Source organism: Shinella sp. Sh6 (assembly GCF_055392685.1).
The window spans coordinates 1506796-1528721 of sequence record NZ_AP044005.1 but is presented as its reverse complement, the minus strand read 5'-3'; the positions used below and the strand labels follow the sequence as shown (position 1 = coordinate 1528721).

Sequence of the window (21926 nt, the reverse complement as noted above, 5' to 3'; positions counted from 1 at the left end):
CCTTCAGCCCTTGCTGCCCCGGTGGGGCGACGAGAGCGCGCGGTCGCTTTCCGCGCCGATGAAATCGAGGATCTGCATGGCCGGCACGCAATCCGCATAGTCCTCGCGGATGGCGGCTGCATTGGCGCGGACCGAGCCTTCGCCCTCGAAGACCTGCTTGTAGGCACGGCGAACGCGATGGATCGTCGCCTTGTCCATGCCCGCGCGGCTCATGCCGACGACGTTGAGGCCGCCGAGGACGCCCGGATTGCCGTTCAGCATGCCATAGGGGATGACGTCGTAGGAAACGGCCGACAGCCCGCCGATGAAGGCCTGACGGCCGATGCGGGTGAACTGGTGCACGGCCGAGCCGCCGCCGAGGATGACGCGATCCTCGACGATCACATGGCCGGCGAGCATCACGTTGTTCGACATGACGATGTCGTTGCCGAGGATGCAGTCGTGCGCGATGTGCGAATTGGCGAGGAACAGGTTGTTGTTGCCGATGACCGTCTTGCCGCCGCCGCCGGTCGTGCCGGTATTGGCCGTCACACCCTCGCGGAAGGTGCATTTCTCGCCGACCGTCAGCGTGGTCTCGACGCCGTCGTGATGCAGGCTCTGCGGATCGCCGCCGATGACGGCGTTGGGAAAGATGCGGCTGCCGCGGCCGATGACCGTGCGGCCCGTCGCGATCGCATGCGGCAGAAGCTCCACCTCATCGTGGAGAACGACCTTGGGCCCGACATAGCAGAAGGGGCCGACGACCACGTTCTCCCCGATGACCGCCCCGTCTTCGACGACGGCGAGCGGATTGATCTTCGCACTGGCGGCAATCATGATCAGGCATCTTCCTTCTTGACGATCATCGCGCCGATATCAGCTTCGGCGACGAGATGCCCATCAACTTTTGCGTCGCAGTGAAACTTCCAGATATTGCCGCGCTGCTTCTGCTTGACGACGTGGAATTCCACGCGGTCGCCGGGCACGACCGGCTTGCGGAAGCGGGCATTGTCGATCGTCATGAAATAGACGAGGTTCGAGCCGGTCTCGGCCTTGCGCGCGCAGATGGCGCCGGCGGTCTGGGCCATGCCCTCGACCAGGAGGACGCCCGGCATGATCGGGTGATCGGGGAAGTGGCCCATGAAATGGGGCTCGTTCACCGTCACGTTCTTGATGCCGATGGCCGAATTGTCCCCGTCGATCTCGATGATCTTGTCGACCAGCAGGAAAGGATAACGGTGGGGAAGCAGCGTCAGGATTTCGCGCAGGTCGGCCACGCCGAGCGTCGCTTTGGTCTCTTCACTCATCCTTGTGACCCTTCTTCTTTTCACGGGCGCTGGCGCGCATGGCCATCTCCGCCACATCGCGCAGGAAATCGCGCATCGGGCGCGCGGGAATGCCGCCATATCTCTCGCCGGGCGGCACGTCGCTCGCAACGCCGCTCATGGCGGCGATCTGCGCGCCGTCGCCGATGGTGATATGGCCGTTGATGCCGGAGGCGCCGCCGATCATGACGCCGTCGCCGACGCGCGTGCTGCCGGCAATGCCGACGCCGCTGACGATGCCGCAATGGCGGCCGATGCGCACATTGTGGCCGACCTGCACCTGGTTGTCGATCTTGGTGCCCTCGCCGATCACCGTGTCGTCCATCGTGCCGCGGTCGACGGTAGTGTTCGCGCCGATCTCGACATTGTCCTGGATGATGACGCGGCCGACCTGCACGATCTTGATCATGCCCGGTTTCAGGCCCGGCGCATAGCCGAAGCCGTCCTGGCCGATGCGCGCGCCGGGATGGAGGATGACATTGTTGCCGATGAGTGCGCATTGCACCGTCACGCCGGCGGCGATCGTGCAATTGCGGCCGATGCGGACACCCGCGCCGATGACCGCGCCGGGGCCGATATGCGTGCCCTCGCCGATTTCGGCTCCCTTGCCGACAACGGCCATGGGCTCGACGGTGACGTTCGGTTCGAGGCGTGCCTTGGGGTCGATAAAGGCGCCCGGCGAAATTCCTGCGGACGAGGTCATCGCCTCCGGCCGCATCGCGGACGGGTGCAGCAGCTCGCCGGCCATGGCGAAGGCGGTGTGCGGGCGCTTGGAGAGAAGGACGGCGATATGCGCCGGCACGAGCGAAGCCAGCGCCGGGTCGCACAGGATCGCCGTCGCCTCGCTCGTTTCGAGCTCGGCGCGCATCTTGCGGGAAAGGATGTAACAGATGTCGCCTTCTTTCGCCCGGGCGACAGGCGAAACGCTGCGCACGACACGGTCGGCATGCGCGGCATCGGCGAGTTCCGCCCCAAGCGCTTCGGCAAGGTCACCCAGACGAATCCCGTCATGGGGCGGAAAGAACCAGTTATGCTCCATCGGCACGGCTCCAGAACGTCTATGTTCTCGCAGTTCTGGACGAGCTGCTTCAGAACTGGGTAGCGATACCGAACTTGAAGCGCTGGACTTCGTCGAACGATTCCTTCTTGAACGGAACCGCATAGTCGAACCGCAGCGGACCGAACGGCGATGCCCAGATGATCGAGGCGCCGACCGAAGCACGCAGGCTCATGTCGGTGCCCTTGACCTTGTCCGCAGCGACGGTCGCCACGTCGTTGCCGTAGAGCGTACCGGCATCCACGAAGACTGCGCCGCGGAAGCCCGAGTCGCGCGGCAATGCCGGCAGCGGGAACGAGGCTTCGGCCGAAGCCGTGAAGTAGGTCGTGCCGCCGAGGGAATCGCCCGTCCGCGTCGCACGCGGGCCGATGCCGCCCGATTCGAAGCCGCGCAGTTCGGAAGCCGACAGCGTGAACTGGTCGAAGACCTTCGTGTCGTCGCCCGTGCCCCACATATGGCCGCCGCTGACGGCGATGGAGCCGATGACGTCCGCGTCTTCGAGCAGCGTGTGGAAGTAACGCGCCTTGCCCGAAATCTTGTAGTAGTCGGAGTCGCCGCCGACGCCCGCGAATTCCTGCGTGATCTGCGCGAAGATGCCGTCACGCGGCAGCGTGCGGTCGTCGAGCGTATCGAAGGTCAGGCTGTGCGAAATCGACGAACGGACCCACGGGCCGTCGTTCACGACATGCTGGTACGGCGAAGACAGCTTGCTGAGGTCGCTCGAGTCGTAGTCGAGCTTGACGTAGCTGTACTTCAGCGTGGTCGACAGTTCTTCGGTGATCGGCGCGGTCACGCGCAGATTGAAGCCCTTCGAATTGACGCTGTAGTAATCCTCGCTGTCGTCCTCGTCGCTGAAGAGGTCGAAGCCGGCAGCAAGGCGGTAGCCGAGGAAATAGGGCTCGGTGAACGACAGGCTGTAGTTGCGCGAGTCGCCGCCACGGCCGGCAGCAAGGCGGATGTACTGGCCGCGGCCGAGGAAGTTCTTCTCCTCGATGGAGGCTTCGAGCTTGAAGCCGCCGCTCTTGCCCGTCTCGTAACCGGCGCCGATGCCGAACGAGCCGGTCGACTGGTCCTGAACGTCGACGATCAGCACGACGCGGTCGGGCTGGCTGCCCGGGGCGGTGGTGATGTTGACGCTCGAGAAATAGCCGAGTGCGTCGAGGCGGCGCTTGGCACGCGCGATGACTTCCTGGTTGAAGGCGTCGCCTTCACCGATATCGAACTCGCGGCGGATGACGTAGTCGCGCGTGCGGGTGTTGCCGCGGATCTCGATGCGCTCGACATAGGCGCGCTCGCCCTGGTCGACGAGGTAATCGACGGCGATGGTGCCGTTGCCGAGGTCGCGGTTGCCGCGCGGCGTCACGCGGGCGAAGGGATAGCCCTTTGCCGCGACGCGCTGGGAGATCTCGGACATCGTCTTCTGGACGTCCTTGGCGCGGTAGGTCGAGCCCGGATGGGATTCGATCAGGCCCTTCAGCTCGTCGGGATCGATGCCCTGGACCGTCGATTCGACGTTCACGTCACCGAAGTCGTAGCGCTGGCCTTCGTCGACCGTGAAGGTGACGACATATTCGTTGGAGGCTTCGTCGAGCACGGCTTCCGAGGAGATGACGCGGAAGTCGGCATAGCCGCTGTTGAAGTAGAACTGGCGCAGCGCCTCTTCGTCGGCGCGCAGCTTCTCTTCGCTATAGACGTCCTTGCGGGTCAGGAACGAGAGGAAGTTCGACTTCTTGGTCAGGATGACGGACCGCAGGCGGCTGTTGCTGTAGGCCTGGTTGCCGACGAAATTGATCTGCGAGATCTTCGTGCGGTCGCCCTCGTCGACGATGAAGGCGAGGTTCACGCGGCCGTTGCCGAGCGGATAGGTCTGCGTCGTGACGGTGGCGTCGGAACGGCCGATGGCGGCATAGGCGTCGCGGATCGCCTGCTTGTCGGCTTCGATCGTGGTCTCGCTATAGGGACCCATCGAGCGCGAACGCAGGACCGCCTGGAGCTTGTCGTCCTTGATCTTGCGGTTGCCGTTGATGACGACCTCGTTGATCAGCTGGTTCTCGTTGACGACCACGACGAGCGTGCTGCCGGAAACCGAGATCTTGACGTCCGAGAAATAGCCGGTCGCAAAGAGGCGGCGCACAGAAGCGTCGATATCGGCGTTGGAGAAGTTCTCGCCGGGCTTGATCGAGAGATTGGCCTTGACCGTATCGGCGCTGACGCGGTCGGCGCCGCGGACCTGGATGCTGCGGATGACGGCCGCCTCGGCGCCGGTGGCGGAGACGAGCGTGGCGAAAGAGCCGCCCGTGACAACCATACTTGCCGACAACGCAACGGCAGACACGGCGTTCAAGAAGTTTGAACCAGCTTTCATCTTCACAACTTACCTTCGTTTCATCGCCCGGCAGGCGCGCCCGATTCCGGACACGTTTGCCGTTTTAACCGCTTTTGCCATACAAGCAAGGTCACGCGTTAATTTCTATTTACTTCAATTGAAACCGTGGCCTTACGGCCACTACATCGTTTTCATTACGGTAAACAGAGCGTTAGCACCCTCGCCTCGGATCGGCGGTCTCCCCTTCGAATTATGGACCCGGCCGTATCGGCCGGCTTCAGCCGAGCAGCATGGATATGTCGTTCCAGGTCGCGAAGACCATGAGCATCAGAACCAGCGCCATGCCGATGCGGAATGCGATCTCCTGCGCCCCGGGCCCGACAGGTCTGCCCCGGACAGCCTCCACCGCATAGAACATCAGATGGCCGCCATCAAGTACCGGAACCGGCATCAGGTTCAAAAGTCCAATGGAAACAGACAGGACCGCCGCAAGCTGCAGCACGGCGGCAACACCGAGCGTCGCCATCTGGCCGGAAGCCTGCGCAACGCGGATCGGCCCGCCGAGCTGGTCCGCCTTCATGCGGCCGGTCAGGAGGTTGGACAGATAGTCGAACGTGCCGGTCACGATATGCCAGCTCTGCAGCGCGCCCTGCCCCACGGCTTCGAGCGGCCCGTAGTGGACGATGCGGAAATTGCCGGTTTCCTGGTTCGTGACGATGCCGATGAGGCCGAGCTCGACCTTGTTGCCGAACTGGTCGGTGATCTCGGTGCGCTTGGGTACCATCGGCAGGTCGATGTCCTCGCCGGCGCGGCGCACGGTGACGACGATCTTCGTTTCCGGGCGAACGCTGACGTAACGGCGGACATCGTCGAAGGTGTCGACCTTCGAGCCGTCGAGCGCGACGAGAAGGTCGCCGGGGCGAACGCCGGCTTCCTCGGCCGCGCTGCCGGGGCGCACCTCGGCGACGATCGGGTCGGCGATCTGGCGGCCGTAGATGGCGAACATCACGGCGAAGATGGCGATGGCGAGCACGAAATTGGCGATCGGGCCGGCGGCGACCGTCACGGCCCTTTTCCACAGGGCCGCGCCGAGGAAGGTCCTCTTGCGCACCTCTTCCGGCAGGGCCGAGACGGATTCGTAGTCGGGAATGGAGGCCGGGTCGTCGTCGCCGAGGAATTTCACATAGCCGCCGAGCGGGATGGCGGAGAGCTTCCAGCGCGTGCCGCGCCGGTCGGTGAAGCCGACAAGCTCCGGGCCGAAGCCGACGGAGAAGGCGGTGATGCCGATGCCCGACCAGCGGCCGGCAAGGTAGTGGCCCATCTCGTGCACGAAGACGATCAGCGTCAGCACGAGCAGGAAGGGAACGATGTATCCCGTCACCAGACCGACGGAGCCTGCCAGCATGTTCATTCTTACAGTCCCCAGTCTCTTCCGGTCACGGGCCGAAAAGGAACACACCGGCCGGCGTGTTCGCGGTGCCCGACACGAGCGCATCGCCAAGCGCAATGAGGAACGCGGCGAAGCAGGCGAAAACAAGGCCGTCCACCCGGTCCATGACGCCGCCGTGTCCCGGAATGAGGCGGCTGGAATCCTTGACGCCGAAACGCCGCTTGATGAAGGATTCGAAAAGATCGCCCGCCTGGCTGAACACCGAGAGCACCAGCGCGATGGTCGGCACCCACAGGCCGTTCAGCGAGAAGAAGGCCATGTGCACCAGCGTGCCGGCGATGACGGCCGCAATCGCCCCGCCGATCGCCCCCGACCAGGTCTTGCCCGGCGAGATGGGCGGGGCGAGCTTGGGACCGCCGATGGCGCGGCCGACGAAGTAGGCAAGGATATCCGTCGACCAGACGACGGCGAAGATGAACAGCATGGCGGCGAAGCCGTGCGCCGTATCGCCGCGGATCGCCGCCAGCGAGATCACCGTCAGGCCCGAATAGGCGATGCCGCCGGCAAGCCAGCCGCTTCCCTTGAGCGCCAGCGCATAGACAATGCCGACCGCGACGGCGGCCAGCAACAAAGGCAGCGCGAATTCGTCGACGCGGAAGACGACGAGCGCGGCGACGAGCGCGGTCGAGGCCCAGCCGAAGGCATTGCCGCGGAAATCCGTCTCCGGAAGCCGGGTAATGGTCGACCACTCGTAATAGATCAGGAGCGCGATGACGGCGGCAAGCAGCCGGAAGGCGATATCGCCGTACCAGGTCGCGGCAAGCACCACGGCGGCAAGCACGATGCCGGAGAGGATGCGCAGGCGCAGTTCACGTCCCATCACGACCCCACAGCGAGCGTGGCGGCCGGCTGCAGCCCGCCGAAGCGGCGCTCGCGCATGGCATAGCGGGAAAGAGCCGAAAGGAAAGTGTCACGCGAAAAATCCGGCCAGAATTCGGGAACGAACATCAGTTCGGCATAGGCCCCCTGCCAGAGCAGGAAGTTCGACAGCCGCTCCTCCCCGCTCGTGCGGATGATGAGGTCGGGATCGGGAATGTCGGCGGTATCGAGGCCGGCGGCGATGCGCTCCGGCGTGATCTCGCCGGGCGCCAGCCTTCCGGCGGCGACGTCCACGGCAAGCGCACGCATGGCGCGGGCGATCTCGTCGCGCGCGCCGTAGTTGAAGGCGATCACCAGCGTGATGCCGGTATTGGCGCGCGTCGTCTCCTCGGCCTCCAGCAGCAGCGGCAGGATGTCGCCCGAAAGGTTCGTCTTGTCGCCGATGATGCGGATGCGGACATTCTGCTTGTGCAGGACGGCAAGGTCGCGCCGGATGAAGGTCTTGAGCAGGCCCATGAGGTCGGAGACCTCGCTTTGCGGGCGGTTCCAGTTCTCCGAGGAGAAAGCGAAGAGCGTGAGGTAGGAAATGCCGCAGTCGGCGGCCGTCCGCACGGCCTCGCGCACCGCCTCGACCCCCTTGCGGTGCCCCATGGCGCGCGGCAGGCCGCGCGCATTCGCCCAGCGCCCGTTGCCATCCATGATGATGGCGACGTGTGCCGGTACGGTGCTGGGCGATAGCTGGTTCATCGACAATCCGGGAAAGAGGAAGACATACAGGCGGCGAAGGCCTCACACCTGCATGATTTCCTTTTCCTTGTCGGCAAGCAAGCGATCGACGTCCAAAATCGTCTCGTCCGTCATCTTCTGCACCCTTTCGGACTGGCTGCGGGAGAGGTCCTGCCCGATATCGCCGTCCTTTTCGGCTTTCTTGAGATCGTCCATGCCGTCGCGGCGCACATGGCGGATCGCCACCTTCGCCTTCTCGGCGTAGTCATGGGCGACCTTGACGAGCGACTTGCGGCGCTCCTCGTTGAGCTCCGGCAGCGGGATGCGCAGGTTCTGACCGTCGATGATGGGGTTGAGGCCGAGGTTGGATTCGCGGATGCCGCGCTCGACCGCGCCGACCATGCCCTTGTCCCAGACGGAGACCGACAGCATGCGCGGCTCGGGAACGGAGATGTTGGCGACCTGGTTGAGCGGAACGCGCGAACCATAGGCTTCGACCTGCACCGGATCGAGCACGTTGGCCGAGGCGCGGCCGGTGCGCAGCGAGGCGATGTCGTTCTTGAACGCGTTGATCGCGCCGTCCATGCGGCGCTTCAGTTCCTTCAGGTCTATACCTTCACTCATCGGAATACTCCCGTTTTCACAGAGCGGCTGCACGTATGGAGCGTGCGCGCCTCAAGAATCAGTTGTCGGTTACGATGGTCCCGCGTCCGCCGCCGGTCAATATTTCGGCAAATCCGCCCTTTTCATGGATGGAGAAGACGATGATCGGGATGTGGTTCTCGCGGGCGAGCGCCACGGCGGCGACGTCCATGACGGCAAGGCCCTTCTCCAGCACCTCGCCATGCGTGAGGCGGTCGAAGCGGGTGGCGGTCGGGTCCTTCTTCGGGTCGGCGGAATAGATGCCGTCGACCTGCGTGCCCTTGAAGATGGCTTCTGCGCCCATCTCGGCGGCGCGCAGCGCTGCGGCCGAGTCGGTCGTGAAGAAGGGATTGCCGGTGCCGCCGGCGAAGATCACCACGCGGCCGAGCGAGAGGTGGTAGAGCGTCGCGCGCTGCGAGAAGCTCTCGCAGATCTCCGGCATGGCGATGGCCGAGAGGACGACGGTGTCGATGTCGAGCTTGCGCAGCGAGGTCGCGAGCGCCAGCGCGTTGATGACGGTCGCGAGCATGCCCATGTGGTCGCCCGTCACCCGGTCGCCGCCCTTGGAGGCGACGGCAACACCGCGGAAGATGTTGCCCCCGCCGACCACGACACCGACCTCGACGCCGAGCGCGCGGGCTTCCGCGATGTCGGAGGCGATGCGGTCGGCGACCGCGACATCGATGCCGAAGCCCTGCGATCCCATCAGCGCTTCGCCGGAGGCTTTCAGCAGAACACGTTTGTAGATTGGCTTGGCAGTCATTGTCGCTCCTGAACTCGTAAGCCTGCTCGCCCGATCCGGCCGCCGGGCGGGACCGGGGACGGTTCCGCGCAGGGCAGCCTTGGCCGCAGAGAAATTTCGGGGCAGGCATTTCGGGATGCCGGATACACGAAGGGCGCCGCGTTGTCACGCGGCGCCCTCGCCTTTTCCCAAGCGGGATTAATAAAATCAGCCCTTGGCAGCGGCTGCGACTTCGGCGGCGAAGTCCGACTCTTCCTTCTCGACGCCTTCGCCGAGCAGCAGGCGGGCCATGCCGACGACTTCGATCGGCGCGCCGACGGTCTTTTCAGCTTCCTTGACGGCAGCGCCGACCGTGAGGTCGGGGTTCATGACGAAGGCCTGCGACAGCAGGGCGACTTCCTCGAAGAACTTGCGCATGCGGCCTTCGACCATCTTCTCGATGATGTTTTCCGGCTTGCCGGAAGCGCGGGACTGCTCGATGAAGACGTTGCGCTCGCGTTCGGCAACGGCGGCATCGACTTCCTCGGCGCGGATGGCGAGCGGAGCGGTGGCAGCGATGTGCATGGCGACCTGGCGGCCGATGGCGTTCAGGGCTTCCTTGTCGCCGGTCGACTTCAGCGCGACGAGAACGCCGAGCTTGCCGAGGCGGTCGGCGGCAGCGTTGTGGATGTAGGTCGCGACGACGCCGTCCTCGACCGACAGGGCAGCCGAGCGGCGCAGGTTCATGTTTTCGCCGATGGTGGCGACGGCGTCCTTGATCGTGTCGGTGACCGACTTGCCGGTTGCCGGATAGGTGGCGGCGCCAACGGCCTCGACGGTGCCGTCGGTGGAAAGCGCCACGTCGGCGATGCCGCGGACCATGGACTGGAAGGCATCGTTGCGGGCAACGAAGTCGGTTTCGGAGTTGACTTCGACGACGACGGCCTTGGTGCCGGCGCTGGCGACGCCGATCAGGCCTTCGGCGGCGGTGCGGCCCGACTTCTTGTCGGCCTTGGCGATGCCCTTGGCGCGCAGCCAGTCGATTGCCGCTTCGATGTCGCCGTTGTTCTCAGCCAGCGCCTTCTTGCAGTCCATCATGCCTGCGCCGGACTTTTCGCGCAGTTCCTTCACCAGTGCAGCGGTGATTTCAGCCATTGTGAGCCTCTTGTCGGTTTGTTGCGTGCCGCCGGAAAACCTCGGGCGGACAGGGTCTTCAAACGAACCGAGGCCAGGGATCGTCTCTCTGGCCTCGGTTGGATGGAAAAGCGGGAGCGAAAGGTTCGCTCCGACCTCGGCCTTACGCTTCGGCTTCGAGAGCCGGCTCGACCGGAGCTTCGGCGGAGGCGCCGAGGTCGCGGCCCGATGCACCCTGCTGGCGGGCGATGCCGTCGATGGCAGCGCGGGCGATCAGGTCGCAGTAAAGGGCGATGGCGCGCGAGGCGTCGTCGTTGCCGGGGATCGGGAAGTCGATCGGGTCCGGGTCGCAGTTCGAGTCGATGATGGCGACGACCGGGATGCCGAGACGCTTGGCTTCCTGGATGGCGATCGATTCCTTGTTGGTATCGATGATGAACATCAGGTCCGGGGTGCCGCCCATGTCGCGGATACCGCCGAGGGCCTTTTCAAGCTTCTCGCGTTCGCGCTCGAGGGTCAGGCGTTCCTTCTTGGAATAGCCGGAGCCTTCCGAGGACAGGATCTCGTCGAGCTTGCGCAGGCGCTGGATCGAGTTGGAGATCGTCTTCCAGTTCGTCAGCATGCCGCCGAGCCAGCGCGAGTTGACATAGTACTGGGCCGAACGCTTGGCAGCATCGGCGATGATCTCGGATGCCTGGCGCTTGGTGCCGACGAAGAGAACGCGGCCGCCGCCGGCAACCGTGTCGGACACGACCTGAAGCGCGCGCGAAAGCAGCGGAACGGTCTGTGCGAGGTCGATGATGTGGACGTTGTTACGGTCGCCGAAGATGTACGGCTTCATCTTCGGGTTCCAGCGGTGGGTCTGGTGGCCGAAGTGAACACCAGCTTCCAGAAGCTGGCGCATAGAGAAATCGGGCAATGCCATGCCTAGTCATCCTTTTCCGGTTGAACCTCCGCAAGGCGAACAGCACTTCCTTCGGAAATGCCACCGGCGGAACAGCCCGGATTTCTCCCGGACGATCCCATGCCTCACGTGTGGAATGAGCGGCCCTTTAACCGCAGTTTGCCGGCAAATCAAGGGCGGAGGGGCAAAAATGTGCCTGCGGGGCCTCGTCCGCTGCGTTTTGTCCGGCAATCGGAAGCTGTCGTCTCAAGCTTCCTTACCCGCTTACCCATTCACCACCGTCATCCTCGGGCTTGACCCGAGGATCCACCGCCCCACCCGGGGCATGGATGGTCGGGTCAAGCCCGACCATGACGACGGAGAGGATGGAGGAAGATCAGGCGGGCGAATGACTGCCAGCCACCCCCCTTACTTGCACTCCTGCGGCTTGAACAGCTCCAGCTTCGCCAGCTTGCCCGTCAGCACGAACTCGCCGTAGTCCATCGTCAGGTCGCGGGTGATGCCGTTTTCGTAGAGCTTGAAGGACATGCGGTAGACCGGCAGCGCGTCGCCCTCGCTGGTATCGTTGTAATAGGCGATGGAGACCGGCCAGAAGGCCTGCTTGGCGAAGGCGCCGGCCTTGTCGGCATCGGGATCGCCGGCCTTCGGCATCTCCTTCTTGCCGACGACCGAGGTGGTCATCAGCGTCTTGTCGCCCGAATCCGAGCCGTCGTAGATGCGCGATTCGAAGAAGCGCTCGCCCTTCCTGGCGTGGTCGATGACTTCCAGCATGTGCTCGGTCGGAAAGCGGCTCGCGGCAAGCTCCAGCTGCTTTTCGTCCGGCTCGGTGAGGTCGACGCTGACGCCCTTCTTGTCCTCGCGCGCCGAGCCGCGCACTTCCTTGTCCAGCTTCTCGTCGGTGAAGGAGCGGGTGAGGAAGCGGAAGGAGCCGTTCTTCAGGTCCTCGTAGGTCGTCGTCTGCTGGTCGGTAAGGCGGGTTTCGTCGCCGGTATTGACCTGCGTGACGAAGCGGAAGCTCACCGTATAGCCGTCGCACGGGCTGCCGTTGAACTCGTAGACCATGCGGCCGTACATGCCGGCGATGCCGGAGCGCTCGGTGGCGTCCTTGAGCTGGAGGTCGTAGACGGCGCGGTGCGGCGCAAGCCCGCTCGCCGGCGAGGCAAAGGCGGTCGCGGCGCCGCTGCCGGCAAAACATGCCCCGGCCAGAAGGGCCGCGACGAAGGCTGAACGAAACATCCGTTTCCTCCTGTTGAATCCGTCGGCGATGTTATATGAACTCTTCCGGCAAAAGCGAGGCAATATCCACGCCTTGCCACATTCATTTCCAACACTGCGACTTGCCTGCAGCAATGCCCCTCACAGCCGAGAACGGAGACCGGAATGTCCGCTGAAATCGAAAAACGCGTCAAGGAACTGGGTTACGACATCCCCGCGGCGGCAGCGCCCGCGGCCAACTACGTGCCCTTCGTCATCAGCGGCAACGTGTTCCACATTTCCGGCCAGTTGCCGATGCTGGACGGCAAGCTCGCCTATACCGGCCATCTCGGCAAGGATGTGGACGTGGCCGGCGGCCAGAAGGCGGCGGAACTGTGCGCCCTCGGCCTCCTCGCCCAGGCAAAGGCCGCCCTCGGCGACCTTTCGCGCATCAGGCGCGTCATCAAGATCAACGGCTTCGTCGCCTCGGCGCCCGATTTCGTCGAGCAGCACCTCGTCATCAACGGCGCCTCCAACTTCCTCGTCGGCGCGCTCGGCGATGCGGGCAAGCATGCACGCGCCGCGGTCGGCATGGCCGCGCTTCCGCTCAACGCCGCCGTCGAGATCGACGCCATCATGGAAATCGCCTGATGTCCAACCTCAACTGGCTGACCGAACGGCCGATCGCCCATCGCGGCTATCACGACCTCAACCGCGCCGTCTGGGAAAACACGCTGTCCGCCTTTGCGCGCGCCGCCGATGCGGGCTTTTCCATCGAATGCGACCTGCAATATTCGGCCGATGCGATTCCCGTCGTCTTCCATGACGACAACCTGAAGCGCCTGTGCGGCATCGAGGGCGACGTGCGCCAGCGCACCGCCGCCGAGCTGGGCCTCCTGACCATCGGCGGCACGGCCGACAAGGTGCCGACGCTGCGCCAGCTTCTTGACCTGGTGAAGGGCCGCGTGCCGCTGGTCATCGAACTGAAGGGCCGCAAGGGTGACGACGACGGCTTCGCCATGGCCGTCCTCGACGCGCTCGAAGGCTACGACGGCCATGTCGCGCTGATGAGCTTCGACCACTGGCTCCTCCGCGACCTCAAGGAGATCGGCACCAATCGCCCCGTCGGCCTGACGGCGGAAGGCGCGCGGCCGGAGGAATTCGCCGTGCACGAGGAAGCGATGCAGCTCGGCCTCGACTTCATCTCCTATTATTACGGCCACCTGCCGAACGCCTTCATCAGCCGCCAGCGCGAGCTCGGCCGGAAGGTCATCACCTGGACCGTGCGCGACGACGAGGCGCGCACGATCACGGCCGAGAACGCCGACCAGATGACGTTCGAGGGCTTCGACCCGCGCGAGCCCCTGACGGCGTGACCATGGACGGGGAGATGCACATCCGCGTCGAGACGACGTTCGCCGATATTGCGGCGGACGACTGGGGGCGCCTTGCCGGCGCCTCCCGGCAGGATGCGCATCTTCCCTACAATCCCTTTGTCAGCCACGCCTTCCTCTCCTCGCTGGAGGAATCGGGCTGCGCGACCGCCGAGACCGGCTGGCTCGGCCAGCACCTGCTGCTGGAGGACGCGGACGGGACGCTGCTCGGCGCCCTGCCCGCCTACCTCAAGAACCACAGCCAGGGCGAATATGTCTTCGACCACGGCTGGGCCGATGCCTTCGAGCGCGCCGGCGGGCGCTATTACCCGAAGCTGCAGGCCTCCATTCCCTTCACGCCGGCAACGGGCCCCCGCCTTCTCCACCGCATCGGCCAGCCTGTCGCTCCGACGCAGGCGGCGCTTGCCGAGGGCCTCAAGGAACTCACCCGCCGGCACGGCGTCTCCTCCGCGCATGTGACCTTCGTGCCGGAAGAGGAGATGCCCGCCCTGGAGGCGGCGGGTTACCTGCACCGCACCGACCAGCAATTCCACTTCCTCAACGAGGGATACGGCTCGCACGAGGATTTCCTCGAAACCCTCGCCTCGCGCAAGCGCAAGGCGCTGCGGAAGGAACGCCGGGCCGCGCTGGAGAACGGCATTGCAATCGACTGGCTGACGGGCAAGGACCTCACCGAGGCCGTCTGGGACCAGTTCTTCACCTTCTACATGGATACCGGCAGCCGCAAATGGGGCCGGCCCTATCTCAACCGCCGCTTCTACAGCCTGATCGGCGAGCGCATGGCGGACGATATCCTGCTGGTAATGGCCAAACGCGACGGACGCTACATCGCCGGCGCGATCAACTTCATCGGCGGCGACACGCTCTTTGGCCGGCACTGGGGCTGCATCGAGGATCATCCGTTCCTGCATTTCGAGGTCTGCTACCATCAGGCCATCGATTTCGCGATCGCCAAGGGTCTCGGCCGCGTGGAAGCCGGCGCGCAGGGCGAGCACAAGCTGGCGCGCGGCTACCTGCCGGTCACCACCCATTCCGCCCATTACATCGCCCATGCCGGCCTTCGCCGCGCCGTCGCGGACTATCTGGAGCGCGAGCGCCAGGACGTGGAGGCGATGGGCGACTATCTTGCCGAACACGGGCCCTTCCGCCGCGGCGGCGGAGACCAAAACGAGACAGAATGAGCATTACCGGGAGACGAGCATGAGCTACGATAGCAACAACATCTTCGCGAAGATCCTGCGCGGCGAGATCCCCTCGCACCGCGTCTACGAGGACGACGACGCCGTCGCCTTCATGGATGTGATGCCGCAGGCGAACGGGCACACGCTGGTCATTCCGAAGGTCCCTTCGCGCAACATCCTCGATGCCGATCCGACAACGCTCGCCCGCCTCATCCCGGTGGTGCAGAAGGTCGCCATCGCGGCGAAGGAGGCTTTCGAGGCGGACGGCGTCACGGTCATCCAGTTCAACGAGCCGGCCGCCGGCCAGACCGTCTATCACCTGCATTTCCACATCATCCCGCGTGTCGAGGGCGTGCCGCTGAAGCCGCATTCCGGCACGATGGAAGACCAGGGCGTGCTGACGGCGAATGCCGAGAAGCTGCGCAAGGCCCTTGCCGGCTAACCCCGTCAGGGACCGATGATCGCAAGCCCCGCGGCCAGGAAGGCGATGGCCGCGGCAATGCCGGCGATCTGCCGGAAGCGGCCGCCGACGAAGAAGGCGAGCGCGCCGAAGACGACGGCGGCAAGCCGCAGCCAGAGCGGCGAGGTTTCGAGCGCTCCGGTCGGAAAGAAGATCATCTTGGCGATGACGGCCGCCACCAGCGCCGTCGCGACCGCCCGCACCCAGTTGAGCACTTCCGACGTCTCGTCGATGCGGTTGCCGACGAGCACGCCCGCCCAGCGCCAGATATCGGTCGCCAGCCACCCGGCGACGACGATGAAGAGATAGGGCCCGAGGTCGGCAAAGCTCATCGCGCGGCCTCCCGGCGGCGCAGCATGCGCTCGCCCCACCAGGCGAGCGTCCCGCCGAGGACGCCGGCGAGCAGGATATCGTATTGCGGGGCGATGGTCGCAAAGAGCCAGCCGAGCGCAAGGCCGATGCCGAGCGCCCAGTAGACGACCCGGTGGCGCGCGGAAATCCAGAGCGAGGTGAGGAAATAGACGGGCGTCAGGAAGAACAGGCATCCCGAGACGAGCGGCGGAAAGACCGAGACCGCACCGTAGACAAGGCCGACGAGCAGCACGTTGACCGTGGTGAGCGTGGCGCCGAAGCCGGCGAAGAAGGCGACCCGTCCGCCGCGCGGCACCTTGTGCACCCGCTCGATCGCGAAGACCCAGGCGGTGATGGCGATGAAATGGGAGATGGCGAGCAGCAGCCAGGTCGGCGTACGGGCCGTGCGGATCTCCGGCACCAGCGAGGCGACCATCGGCATCAGCCGCACGGAAGAGAGCGTCACCGCAAGGAAGGTGGCCGCGAGCGGCGCCCCCGACAGCATGGAACTGACGAGGATGACCTTCGCCGGCAGCGCCCAGACGATGCCCGTCATGAACATGACCTCGCCGACCGGCACCTTCGCCTCCGCCGTGAAGGCGGCGAAGCCGACGAACGAGAGCATCAGGATGATCGCCGGCAGGCTGAAGAGGCCGCGCATGCCGAAAAGGAACCAGTGCATCTGCGATTGAGGTTCTGGCCCGTCGGACATTCGAATTTCTCTTGCAGTAAAGGAAAGCGGGGCGATGCCCGCCGGCCGACCTCACTCGACAATCCCCTCCTCGCTCACCGTCGTCATCCTCGGCCTTGAGCCGAGGATCCACCGCCGCGGATGAGTCCCGGATGGTCGGGTCGAGCCCGACCATGACGGAGGAGAGGTTTGCGGCGTGTTTCAAGAATATGGGCCGGGCAGTCTCCTGCCCGGCCCATGCGTTTCATAAAGCCGTTATTTCTTGCGCGGCACCTTCGGGACGGCGCCGGACTTGCGTGCCGGTTCGTCCTTCGGTTCCTCGGTCCCGGCTTCCGCCTTCTTCGAAGACTTCGCCTTCGGCGGGGCTGCCTCGGCGGCGACGGTTTCCTTCGCCTTGCGCGGCTTGGCCTTCTTGGCGGCGGCTTCCTCGATTTCGGCCTTCGGCCTGATCGGCGCGGTTTCCGGCACGGCGTCGAGGATCAGGCCCTTCGAGCCGTCTTCCTTCGTGCCGACGGAGACGCGCACGACGCCGCCCTTCTTGAGCTTGCCGAAGAGGATCTCGTCGGCGAGCTTCTTCTTGATGTTCTCCTGGATGACGCGCGCCAGCGGACGGGCGCCCATCTTCTCGTCGTAGCCCTTTTCCGCCAGCCAGGCGATCGCCTCCGGCTGCAGGTCGAAGGTGACGTTGCGCTCGGCAAGCTGGGTTTCCAGCTGCATGACGAACTTCTGCACGACCTGATGGATGACCGGCGTCGGCAACGAGCCGAACGGGATGATCGCATCGAGGCGGTTGCGGAATTCCGGCGTGAACAGGCGGTTGATCGCCTCCATGTCCTCGCCCTCGCGCCTGGACGAGCCGAAGCCGATGGCGGCCTTGGCCATGTCGGAGGCGCCCGCGTTCGTCGTCATGATCAGGATGACGTTGCGGAAGTCGATCTTCTTGCCGTTATGGTCGGTCAGCGAGCCGTGGTCCATGACCTGCAACAGGATGTTGTAGAGGTCGGGATGGGCCTTCTCGATCTCGTCGAGCAGCAGCACGCAGTGCGGATGCTGGTCGACGCCGTCGGTGAGGAGCCCGCCCTGGTCGAAGCCGACATAGCCGGGAGGCGCGCCGAGCAGGCGCGAGACCGTGTGCCGCTCCATGTATTCCGACATGTCGAAGCGCAGGAGCTCGACGCCGAGCGAGGAGGCAAGCTGCTTGGCGACTTCCGTCTTGCCGACGCCCGTGGGGCCGGAGAACAGGTAGCAGCCGATCGGCTTGTTCGGCTCGCGAAGGCCGGCACGCGAGAGCTTGATCGCCGAGGCCAGCGCCTCGATGGCGAGGTCCTGGCCGTAGACGACCGAGCGCAGTTCCTTCTCCAGGTTGGCGAGCACCTGCTCGTCGTCCTTGGAAACCGTCTTCGGCGGAATGCGGGCCATGGTGGCGATGGTGGCCTCGATCTCCTTCTCGGTGATCAGCTTGCGGCGCTTTCCGGCCGGCAGCAGCATCTGGGCCGCGCCGGTCTCGTCGATCACGTCGATCGCCTTGTCCGGCAGCTTGCGGTCGTTGATGTAGCGGGCCGAAAGCTCCACCGCGGTCTTGATCGCCTCGTTGGAGTATTTCAGCTTGTGATACTCCTCGAAGTAGGGCTTGAGGCCCTTCATGATCTCGATCGTGTCGTCGATGGTCGGCTCGTTGACGTCGATCTTCTGGAAACGGCGCACCAGCGCCCGGTCCTTCTCGAAGAACTGGCGGTATTCCTTGTAGGTGGTCGAGCCGATGCAGCGGATCGCCCCGGAGGAGAGCGCCGGCTTCAGGAGGTTGGAGGCATCCATCGCGCCGCCGGAGGTGGCGCCGGCGCCGATCACCGTATGGATCTCGTCGATGAAGAGCACGGCGCCCGGATAGTCTTCCAGTTCCTTGACGACCTGCTTCAGGCGCTCCTCGAAGTCGCCGCGATAGCGGGTGCCGGCAAGGAGCGTGCCCATGTCGAGCGAGAAGATCGTCGCGTCCTGCAGGGCTTCCGGCACCTTGCCCTCGACGATGCGCTTGGCAAGGCCTTCGGCGATGGCCGTCTTGCCGACGCCGGGATCGCCCACGTAGAGCGGGTTGTTCTTGGAGCGGCGGCACAGGACCTGGATCGTCCGGTTGACCTCAGCGTGACGGCCGATCAGCGGGTCGATCTTGCCGTTCTTGGCCTTCTCGTTGAGGTTGACGCAATAGGCGGTCAGGGCGTCCTGCTTCTTGGCGGGCTCTTCCTGCTCGCTGGCGCCGCGGGTCTGCTTCTGCTCGCTTTCGCCGTCGTCGGAGCCACGCACCGGGCGCTGCTCGGAGGCGCCCGGCCGCTTGCCGATGCCGTGCGAGATGAAGTTGACGGCATCGTAGCGCGTCATCTCCTGCTCCTGCAGGAAATAGGCGGCATGGCTCTCGCGCTCGGCGAAGATGGCGACGAGCACGTTGGCGCCGGTCACTTCCTCGCGGCCGGACGACTGGACATGGATCACCGCGCGCTGGATGACGCGCTGGAAGCCGGAGGTCGGCTTGGAATCTTCCTCGTAGCCCGTCACGAGATTGGCGAGGTCATGGTCGACATAGTCGGTGACGGTCTTGCGCAGGACGTCGAGATTGACGTTGCAGGCGCCCATCACGGCGGCCGCATCGCCGTCGTCGATCAGCGCGAGCAGGAGATGTTCGAGCGTTGCATATTCGTGATGGCGCTCGTTCGCGTATGTCAGTGCCTGATGGAGGGCCTTTTCAAGGCTGGCAGAAAATGTTGGCACGTTCGTTCCTCATTTCTTTTCCATGACACATTGCAGCGGGTGCTGGTGCTGGCGGGAGAAATCCATCACCTGTGTCACTTTGGTTTCGGCAACCTCGTAGGTGAACACACCACACTCGCCTACGCCATGATTGTGCACATGAAGCATGATCCTTGTGGCCGCTTCGCGATCCTTCTGGAAAAAACGTTCCAGGATATGGATCACGAACTCCATGGGCGTATAGTCGTCGTTGAGAAGCAGGACGCGGTACAGGCTTGGCTTCTTGGTCTTTGGCTTCGTGCGGGTAATGACGGAGGTGCTGCGACCGGGAGTGTCGCCGCCCTCATCGCCATCCTGCATCCGAACCCGTCTCACATCCATTCGTGTTCATTCCCTTGATTACAGTCGCATGCCTTGGCGCATCGGCCGGGGCTGCCTTGTGGAACTGTTATCTAATGTCTCGGCACACGATTGTAAGACCCTCGCTTCGTGCTGCAATCATAATCGCGGGCCATCCGAAGGAAATAGCGAAATTTGCTGCCGCTACGTCAGCCTCGCGCAATCCCCGCGACGCGAAACGGCCGGCAGCGGTTGCCCGCAGCCGGCCGTTGAACGCAATACGCGCAGGCGAACTATGAAGGATCAGGCGGCGACAGCGGCCTTGGCAGCGGCGGAAGCCTTGGCGACCGGCGCTTCGTAGGTCTTGTAGGCGCCCTTGGCGAGATCGGCATACATTTCGCCGAGCTTGGTGGCTTCGGCGACGAAGCCTTCATAGGACGACTTCACGAAAGCCGTCTGGATTTCGACAGCGGCTTCGACGCTGCGCACGCCCGAGAGCTTCTCGAAATGGGCAAGGCCGTCCTCGAAGGACTTCTTGGAATAGTCGGCCGCCTCGGTGGCGATCGCCTGCATGCCCTTGGCAACGCTCGCGTAGCTCTTGACGAGCGTGTCCACGGCTTCCTTGTTCTTCTTGCTGGCCTCATCGAAATTGAACATCGAAGTCTCCTTTGGATCCCGGTTGTTGACCCGAAATCTATATGCGGCGCACAAAAAAGTCAATGGATATGCTGCAATGCAATATTGCGCAGGCAAAGCAAGGCCTTGCGCAATAGGTATGATCATTGCCGGCGATGGGGACCGTCAGTCGACGAAGACTTCGCGGCGCAGCAGTTCCCAGCTCTCCCGGTCGGGCGCCAGCAGCAGGCCGCCCTCGACATGGTGCGGACGGTAGGGCGAACCGTCGAAGCGGGCGGCATAGGCACCGGCCTCCTGCGATATCAGCGTGCCGGCAAGATGATCCCAGGGCATCAGCTTGTTGTACATGAGGTAGTGCAGGTTGCCGGCGGCGAAGCTGCGGTATTCGTGCGCCGCGCAGCGGTAGTTGGCGACGAAGGCGACCTTGGCGAGGTTCTGCAGCACGCGGGCGCGGCGGCCGCGCTCGAGGAAGCCGGTGGAGGCCATGCCGGTCATGTCTTCCAGCGGCGCGGGGCCGCGCACCTTCAGCTTCACGGCCGGGCGGTGGTCGCCGGTCTGCCAGGCGCCGCCGCCCTTCTCGGCCATCACGAAATCGTCGCCCATCGGATCGTAGATGATGCCGCCGACCGTCTCGCCGCCGGAGACGATGGCCGCCATGACGCCGAAGAGCGGCACGCCGGAGGCGAAGTTGAACGTGCCGTCGATCGGGTCGACGACGATGGCAAGGTCCGCATCGGCAAGCTTCGGCAGCAGCGCCGGGTCGGCCGCGACGGATTCCTCGCCGACGAAGAGCACACCCGGAAACTGGGCCGCGACTTCGCGCTTGATGAAGCGCTCGGCGGCCTCGTCGGCTTCCGTCACCAGGTCGTTGGCGTCCGCCTTGGTGCGGATGTCGCCCTTGCCGAGCGCGCGGAAGCGCGGGCGGATTTCGGCCTCGGCCGCCTGTGCGAGCACGAGGGCGAGCGCGTTGATGTCGATCGTCGTCATTCTTGTCTTACCGTTTCGAGGGAGGAGAAATCGAACAGCGTGGGGTCCAGCAGGTGGGACGGATTGGTGTGGCCGAGCGCCCGCAGCATGGCGTCCTTGCGGCCCGGCATGCGCGTTTCGATATCCGCCAGCATCGCCTTCATCGCGTTGCGCTGGAGCCCGTCCTGCGAGCCGCAGAGGTCGCAGGGGATGATCGGGAAGTGCATGGCGGCGGCGAATTTCGCAAGGTCGTCCTCCGCCGCATAGGCGAGCGGGCGCAGCACCATGAGGTCGCCTTCGTCGTTGAGGAGCTTCGGCGGCATGGCGGCGAGCCGCCCGCCGTGGAAGAAGTTCATGAAGAAGGTTTCGAGGATGTCTTCGCGATGGTGGCCGAGCACCAGCGCATCGCAGCCCTCCTCGCGCGCGATGCGGTAGAGATTGCCGCGTCGCAGGCGCGAGCAGAGCGAGCAATAGGTGCCCCCCGTCGGCACCTTCTCCTTCACGATGGAATAGGTGTCGCGATACTCGATGCGATGCGTAACGCCGATGGATTTCAGGTAATCCGGCAGGATGTGCTTGGGAAAATTCGGCTGGCCCTGGTCGAGGTTGCAGGCGACGAGCTCGACGGGCAGCAGGCCGCGCCACTGGAGGTCCATCAGCAGCGCGAGCAGGCCGTAGCTGTCCTTGCCGCCGGAAAGGCCGACGAGCCAGCGCTTCTGGCCCTTCAGCATGGCAAAGTCGTCCATCGCCTGCCGCACCTGCCGCAGCAGGCGCTTGCGCAGCTTGTTGAAGGAGACGCTGGAGGGGGCATCGGCGAAAAGCGGATGGCGGCCGCCCTCCGGCATGTCGTCTTCGGTTTCGGCAAAAGCGAGGGTCATGGGCCTGCAATGCC

Annotated in this window: 23 protein-coding genes; 4 read left to right on the top strand and 19 right to left on the bottom strand. The window is 64.7% G+C overall.

Annotated features, from left to right (window positions below; translation table 11 throughout):
* Positions 1-3: 3 nt before the first annotated feature.
* The 12 genes from lpxA to ACZ5TO_RS07500 all read right to left on the bottom strand — a co-directional run bounded on the left by lpxA (position 4) and on the right by ACZ5TO_RS07500 (position 12319).
* On the bottom strand, positions 4-822 hold the full coding sequence (gene lpxA / locus ACZ5TO_RS07555) for an acyl-ACP--UDP-N-acetylglucosamine O-acyltransferase (protein ID WP_464800349.1): 819 nt from the start codon (positions 820-822) through the stop codon (positions 4-6).
* Positions 819-1286, bottom strand: coding sequence for a 3-hydroxyacyl-ACP dehydratase FabZ (fabZ, locus tag ACZ5TO_RS07550; protein ID WP_184141781.1), 468 nt, complete (start codon positions 1284-1286; stop codon positions 819-821). Before fabZ ends, lpxA begins: the two co-directional genes overlap by 4 nt.
* Complete coding sequence (lpxD, locus tag ACZ5TO_RS07545) at positions 1279-2343, bottom strand: UDP-3-O-(3-hydroxymyristoyl)glucosamine N-acyltransferase (RefSeq protein WP_464800069.1); 1065 nt, start codon at positions 2341-2343, stop codon at positions 1279-1281. Before lpxD ends, fabZ begins: the two co-directional genes overlap by 8 nt.
* Before the next feature lie 49 nt (positions 2344-2392).
* Positions 2393-4726, bottom strand: a complete 2334-nt coding sequence (gene bamA, locus ACZ5TO_RS07540; RefSeq protein WP_464800068.1) for an outer membrane protein assembly factor BamA — start codon at positions 4724-4726, stop codon at positions 2393-2395.
* Positions 4727-4964: 238 nt separating this feature from the next.
* Positions 4965-6098, bottom strand: a complete 1134-nt coding sequence (rseP, locus tag ACZ5TO_RS07535) for an RIP metalloprotease RseP (protein WP_464800067.1) — start codon at positions 6096-6098, stop codon at positions 4965-4967.
* A 25-nt stretch (positions 6099-6123) separates the two neighbouring features.
* The gene (locus ACZ5TO_RS07530; RefSeq protein WP_184141789.1) at positions 6124-6957 is read right to left on the bottom strand and encodes a phosphatidate cytidylyltransferase; all 834 of its coding nucleotides are present in this window, start codon (positions 6955-6957) and stop codon (positions 6124-6126) included.
* A complete protein-coding gene (locus tag ACZ5TO_RS07525; RefSeq protein ID WP_464800066.1) occupies positions 6957-7703 on the bottom strand; it encodes an isoprenyl transferase in 747 nt (248 codons plus the stop codon). Before ACZ5TO_RS07525 ends, ACZ5TO_RS07530 begins: the two co-directional genes overlap by 1 nt.
* A gap of 42 nt (positions 7704-7745) precedes the next feature.
* The gene (gene frr / locus ACZ5TO_RS07520; RefSeq protein ID WP_184141793.1) at positions 7746-8306 is read right to left on the bottom strand and encodes a ribosome recycling factor; all 561 of its coding nucleotides are present in this window, start codon (positions 8304-8306) and stop codon (positions 7746-7748) included.
* Between the two features lie 58 nt (positions 8307-8364).
* Positions 8365-9087, bottom strand: a complete 723-nt coding sequence (pyrH, locus tag ACZ5TO_RS07515) for a UMP kinase (RefSeq protein ID WP_464800065.1) — start codon at positions 9085-9087, stop codon at positions 8365-8367.
* Positions 9088-9273: 186 nt separating this feature from the next.
* Positions 9274-10200, bottom strand: a complete 927-nt coding sequence (gene tsf / locus ACZ5TO_RS07510) for a translation elongation factor Ts (protein WP_464800064.1) — start codon at positions 10198-10200, stop codon at positions 9274-9276.
* A 142-nt stretch (positions 10201-10342) separates the two neighbouring features.
* Positions 10343-11104 carry a 30S ribosomal protein S2 gene (gene rpsB, locus ACZ5TO_RS07505; protein WP_119259227.1) on the bottom strand — a complete coding sequence of 254 codons (762 nt, stop codon included), beginning with the start codon at positions 11102-11104 and terminating at the stop codon, positions 10343-10345.
* Positions 11105-11491: 387 nt separating this feature from the next.
* Entirely contained in the window at positions 11492-12319 is an 828-nt protein-coding gene (locus ACZ5TO_RS07500; RefSeq protein WP_464800063.1) for a cell envelope integrity EipB family protein, read from the bottom strand.
* Positions 12320-12463: 144 nt separating this feature from the next.
* Between ACZ5TO_RS07500 and ACZ5TO_RS07495 the strand changes: the two genes are divergently transcribed.
* From ACZ5TO_RS07495 to ACZ5TO_RS07480, 4 genes are read left to right on the top strand one after another with little or no spacing between them, the layout of a single operon-like run.
* A complete protein-coding gene (locus ACZ5TO_RS07495) occupies positions 12464-12928 on the top strand; it encodes a RidA family protein (RefSeq protein WP_464800062.1) in 465 nt (154 codons plus the stop codon).
* Positions 12928-13653 carry a glycerophosphodiester phosphodiesterase gene (locus tag ACZ5TO_RS07490; RefSeq protein ID WP_464800061.1) on the top strand — a complete coding sequence of 242 codons (726 nt, stop codon included), beginning with the start codon at positions 12928-12930 and terminating at the stop codon, positions 13651-13653. Before ACZ5TO_RS07495 ends, ACZ5TO_RS07490 begins: the two co-directional genes overlap by 1 nt.
* A 2-nt stretch (positions 13654-13655) precedes the next feature.
* A complete protein-coding gene (locus ACZ5TO_RS07485; protein WP_464800348.1) occupies positions 13656-14852 on the top strand; it encodes a GNAT family N-acetyltransferase in 1197 nt (398 codons plus the stop codon).
* Between the two features lie 19 nt (positions 14853-14871).
* A complete protein-coding gene (locus ACZ5TO_RS07480; RefSeq protein ID WP_464800060.1) occupies positions 14872-15294 on the top strand; it encodes an HIT family protein in 423 nt (140 codons plus the stop codon).
* Between the two features lie 5 nt (positions 15295-15299).
* On the opposite strand, the gene ACZ5TO_RS07475 is transcribed toward ACZ5TO_RS07480, so the two are convergent.
* The 7 genes from ACZ5TO_RS07475 to ttcA all read right to left on the bottom strand — a co-directional run bounded on the left by ACZ5TO_RS07475 (position 15300) and on the right by ttcA (position 21912).
* Positions 15300-15644: an AzlD domain-containing protein gene (locus tag ACZ5TO_RS07475; protein WP_184141807.1), complete on the bottom strand. Its 345-nt coding sequence runs from the start codon at positions 15642-15644 to the stop codon at positions 15300-15302.
* Positions 15641-16375: an AzlC family ABC transporter permease gene (locus ACZ5TO_RS07470; protein ID WP_464800059.1), complete on the bottom strand. Its 735-nt coding sequence runs from the start codon at positions 16373-16375 to the stop codon at positions 15641-15643. Before ACZ5TO_RS07470 ends, ACZ5TO_RS07475 begins: the two co-directional genes overlap by 4 nt.
* Before the next feature lie 234 nt (positions 16376-16609).
* Positions 16610-19114, bottom strand: coding sequence for an ATP-dependent Clp protease ATP-binding subunit ClpA (gene clpA / locus ACZ5TO_RS07465; protein ID WP_184141811.1), 2505 nt, complete (start codon positions 19112-19114; stop codon positions 16610-16612).
* Positions 19115-19123: 9 nt separating this feature from the next.
* Positions 19124-19474, bottom strand: a complete 351-nt coding sequence (gene clpS, locus ACZ5TO_RS07460) for an ATP-dependent Clp protease adapter ClpS (protein WP_306034890.1) — start codon at positions 19472-19474, stop codon at positions 19124-19126.
* A gap of 261 nt (positions 19475-19735) precedes the next feature.
* Entirely contained in the window at positions 19736-20089 is a 354-nt protein-coding gene (locus tag ACZ5TO_RS07455) for a phasin family protein (protein ID WP_184141814.1), read from the bottom strand.
* A gap of 144 nt (positions 20090-20233) precedes the next feature.
* Positions 20234-21055, bottom strand: coding sequence for an inositol monophosphatase family protein (locus ACZ5TO_RS07450; protein ID WP_464800058.1), 822 nt, complete (start codon positions 21053-21055; stop codon positions 20234-20236).
* Positions 21052-21912 (bottom strand): tRNA 2-thiocytidine(32) synthetase TtcA, encoded by an 861-nt coding sequence (gene ttcA / locus ACZ5TO_RS07445; RefSeq protein ID WP_184141818.1) that lies wholly within the window; start codon positions 21910-21912, stop codon positions 21052-21054. Before ttcA ends, ACZ5TO_RS07450 begins: the two co-directional genes overlap by 4 nt.
* Positions 21913-21926 lie beyond the last annotated feature (14 nt).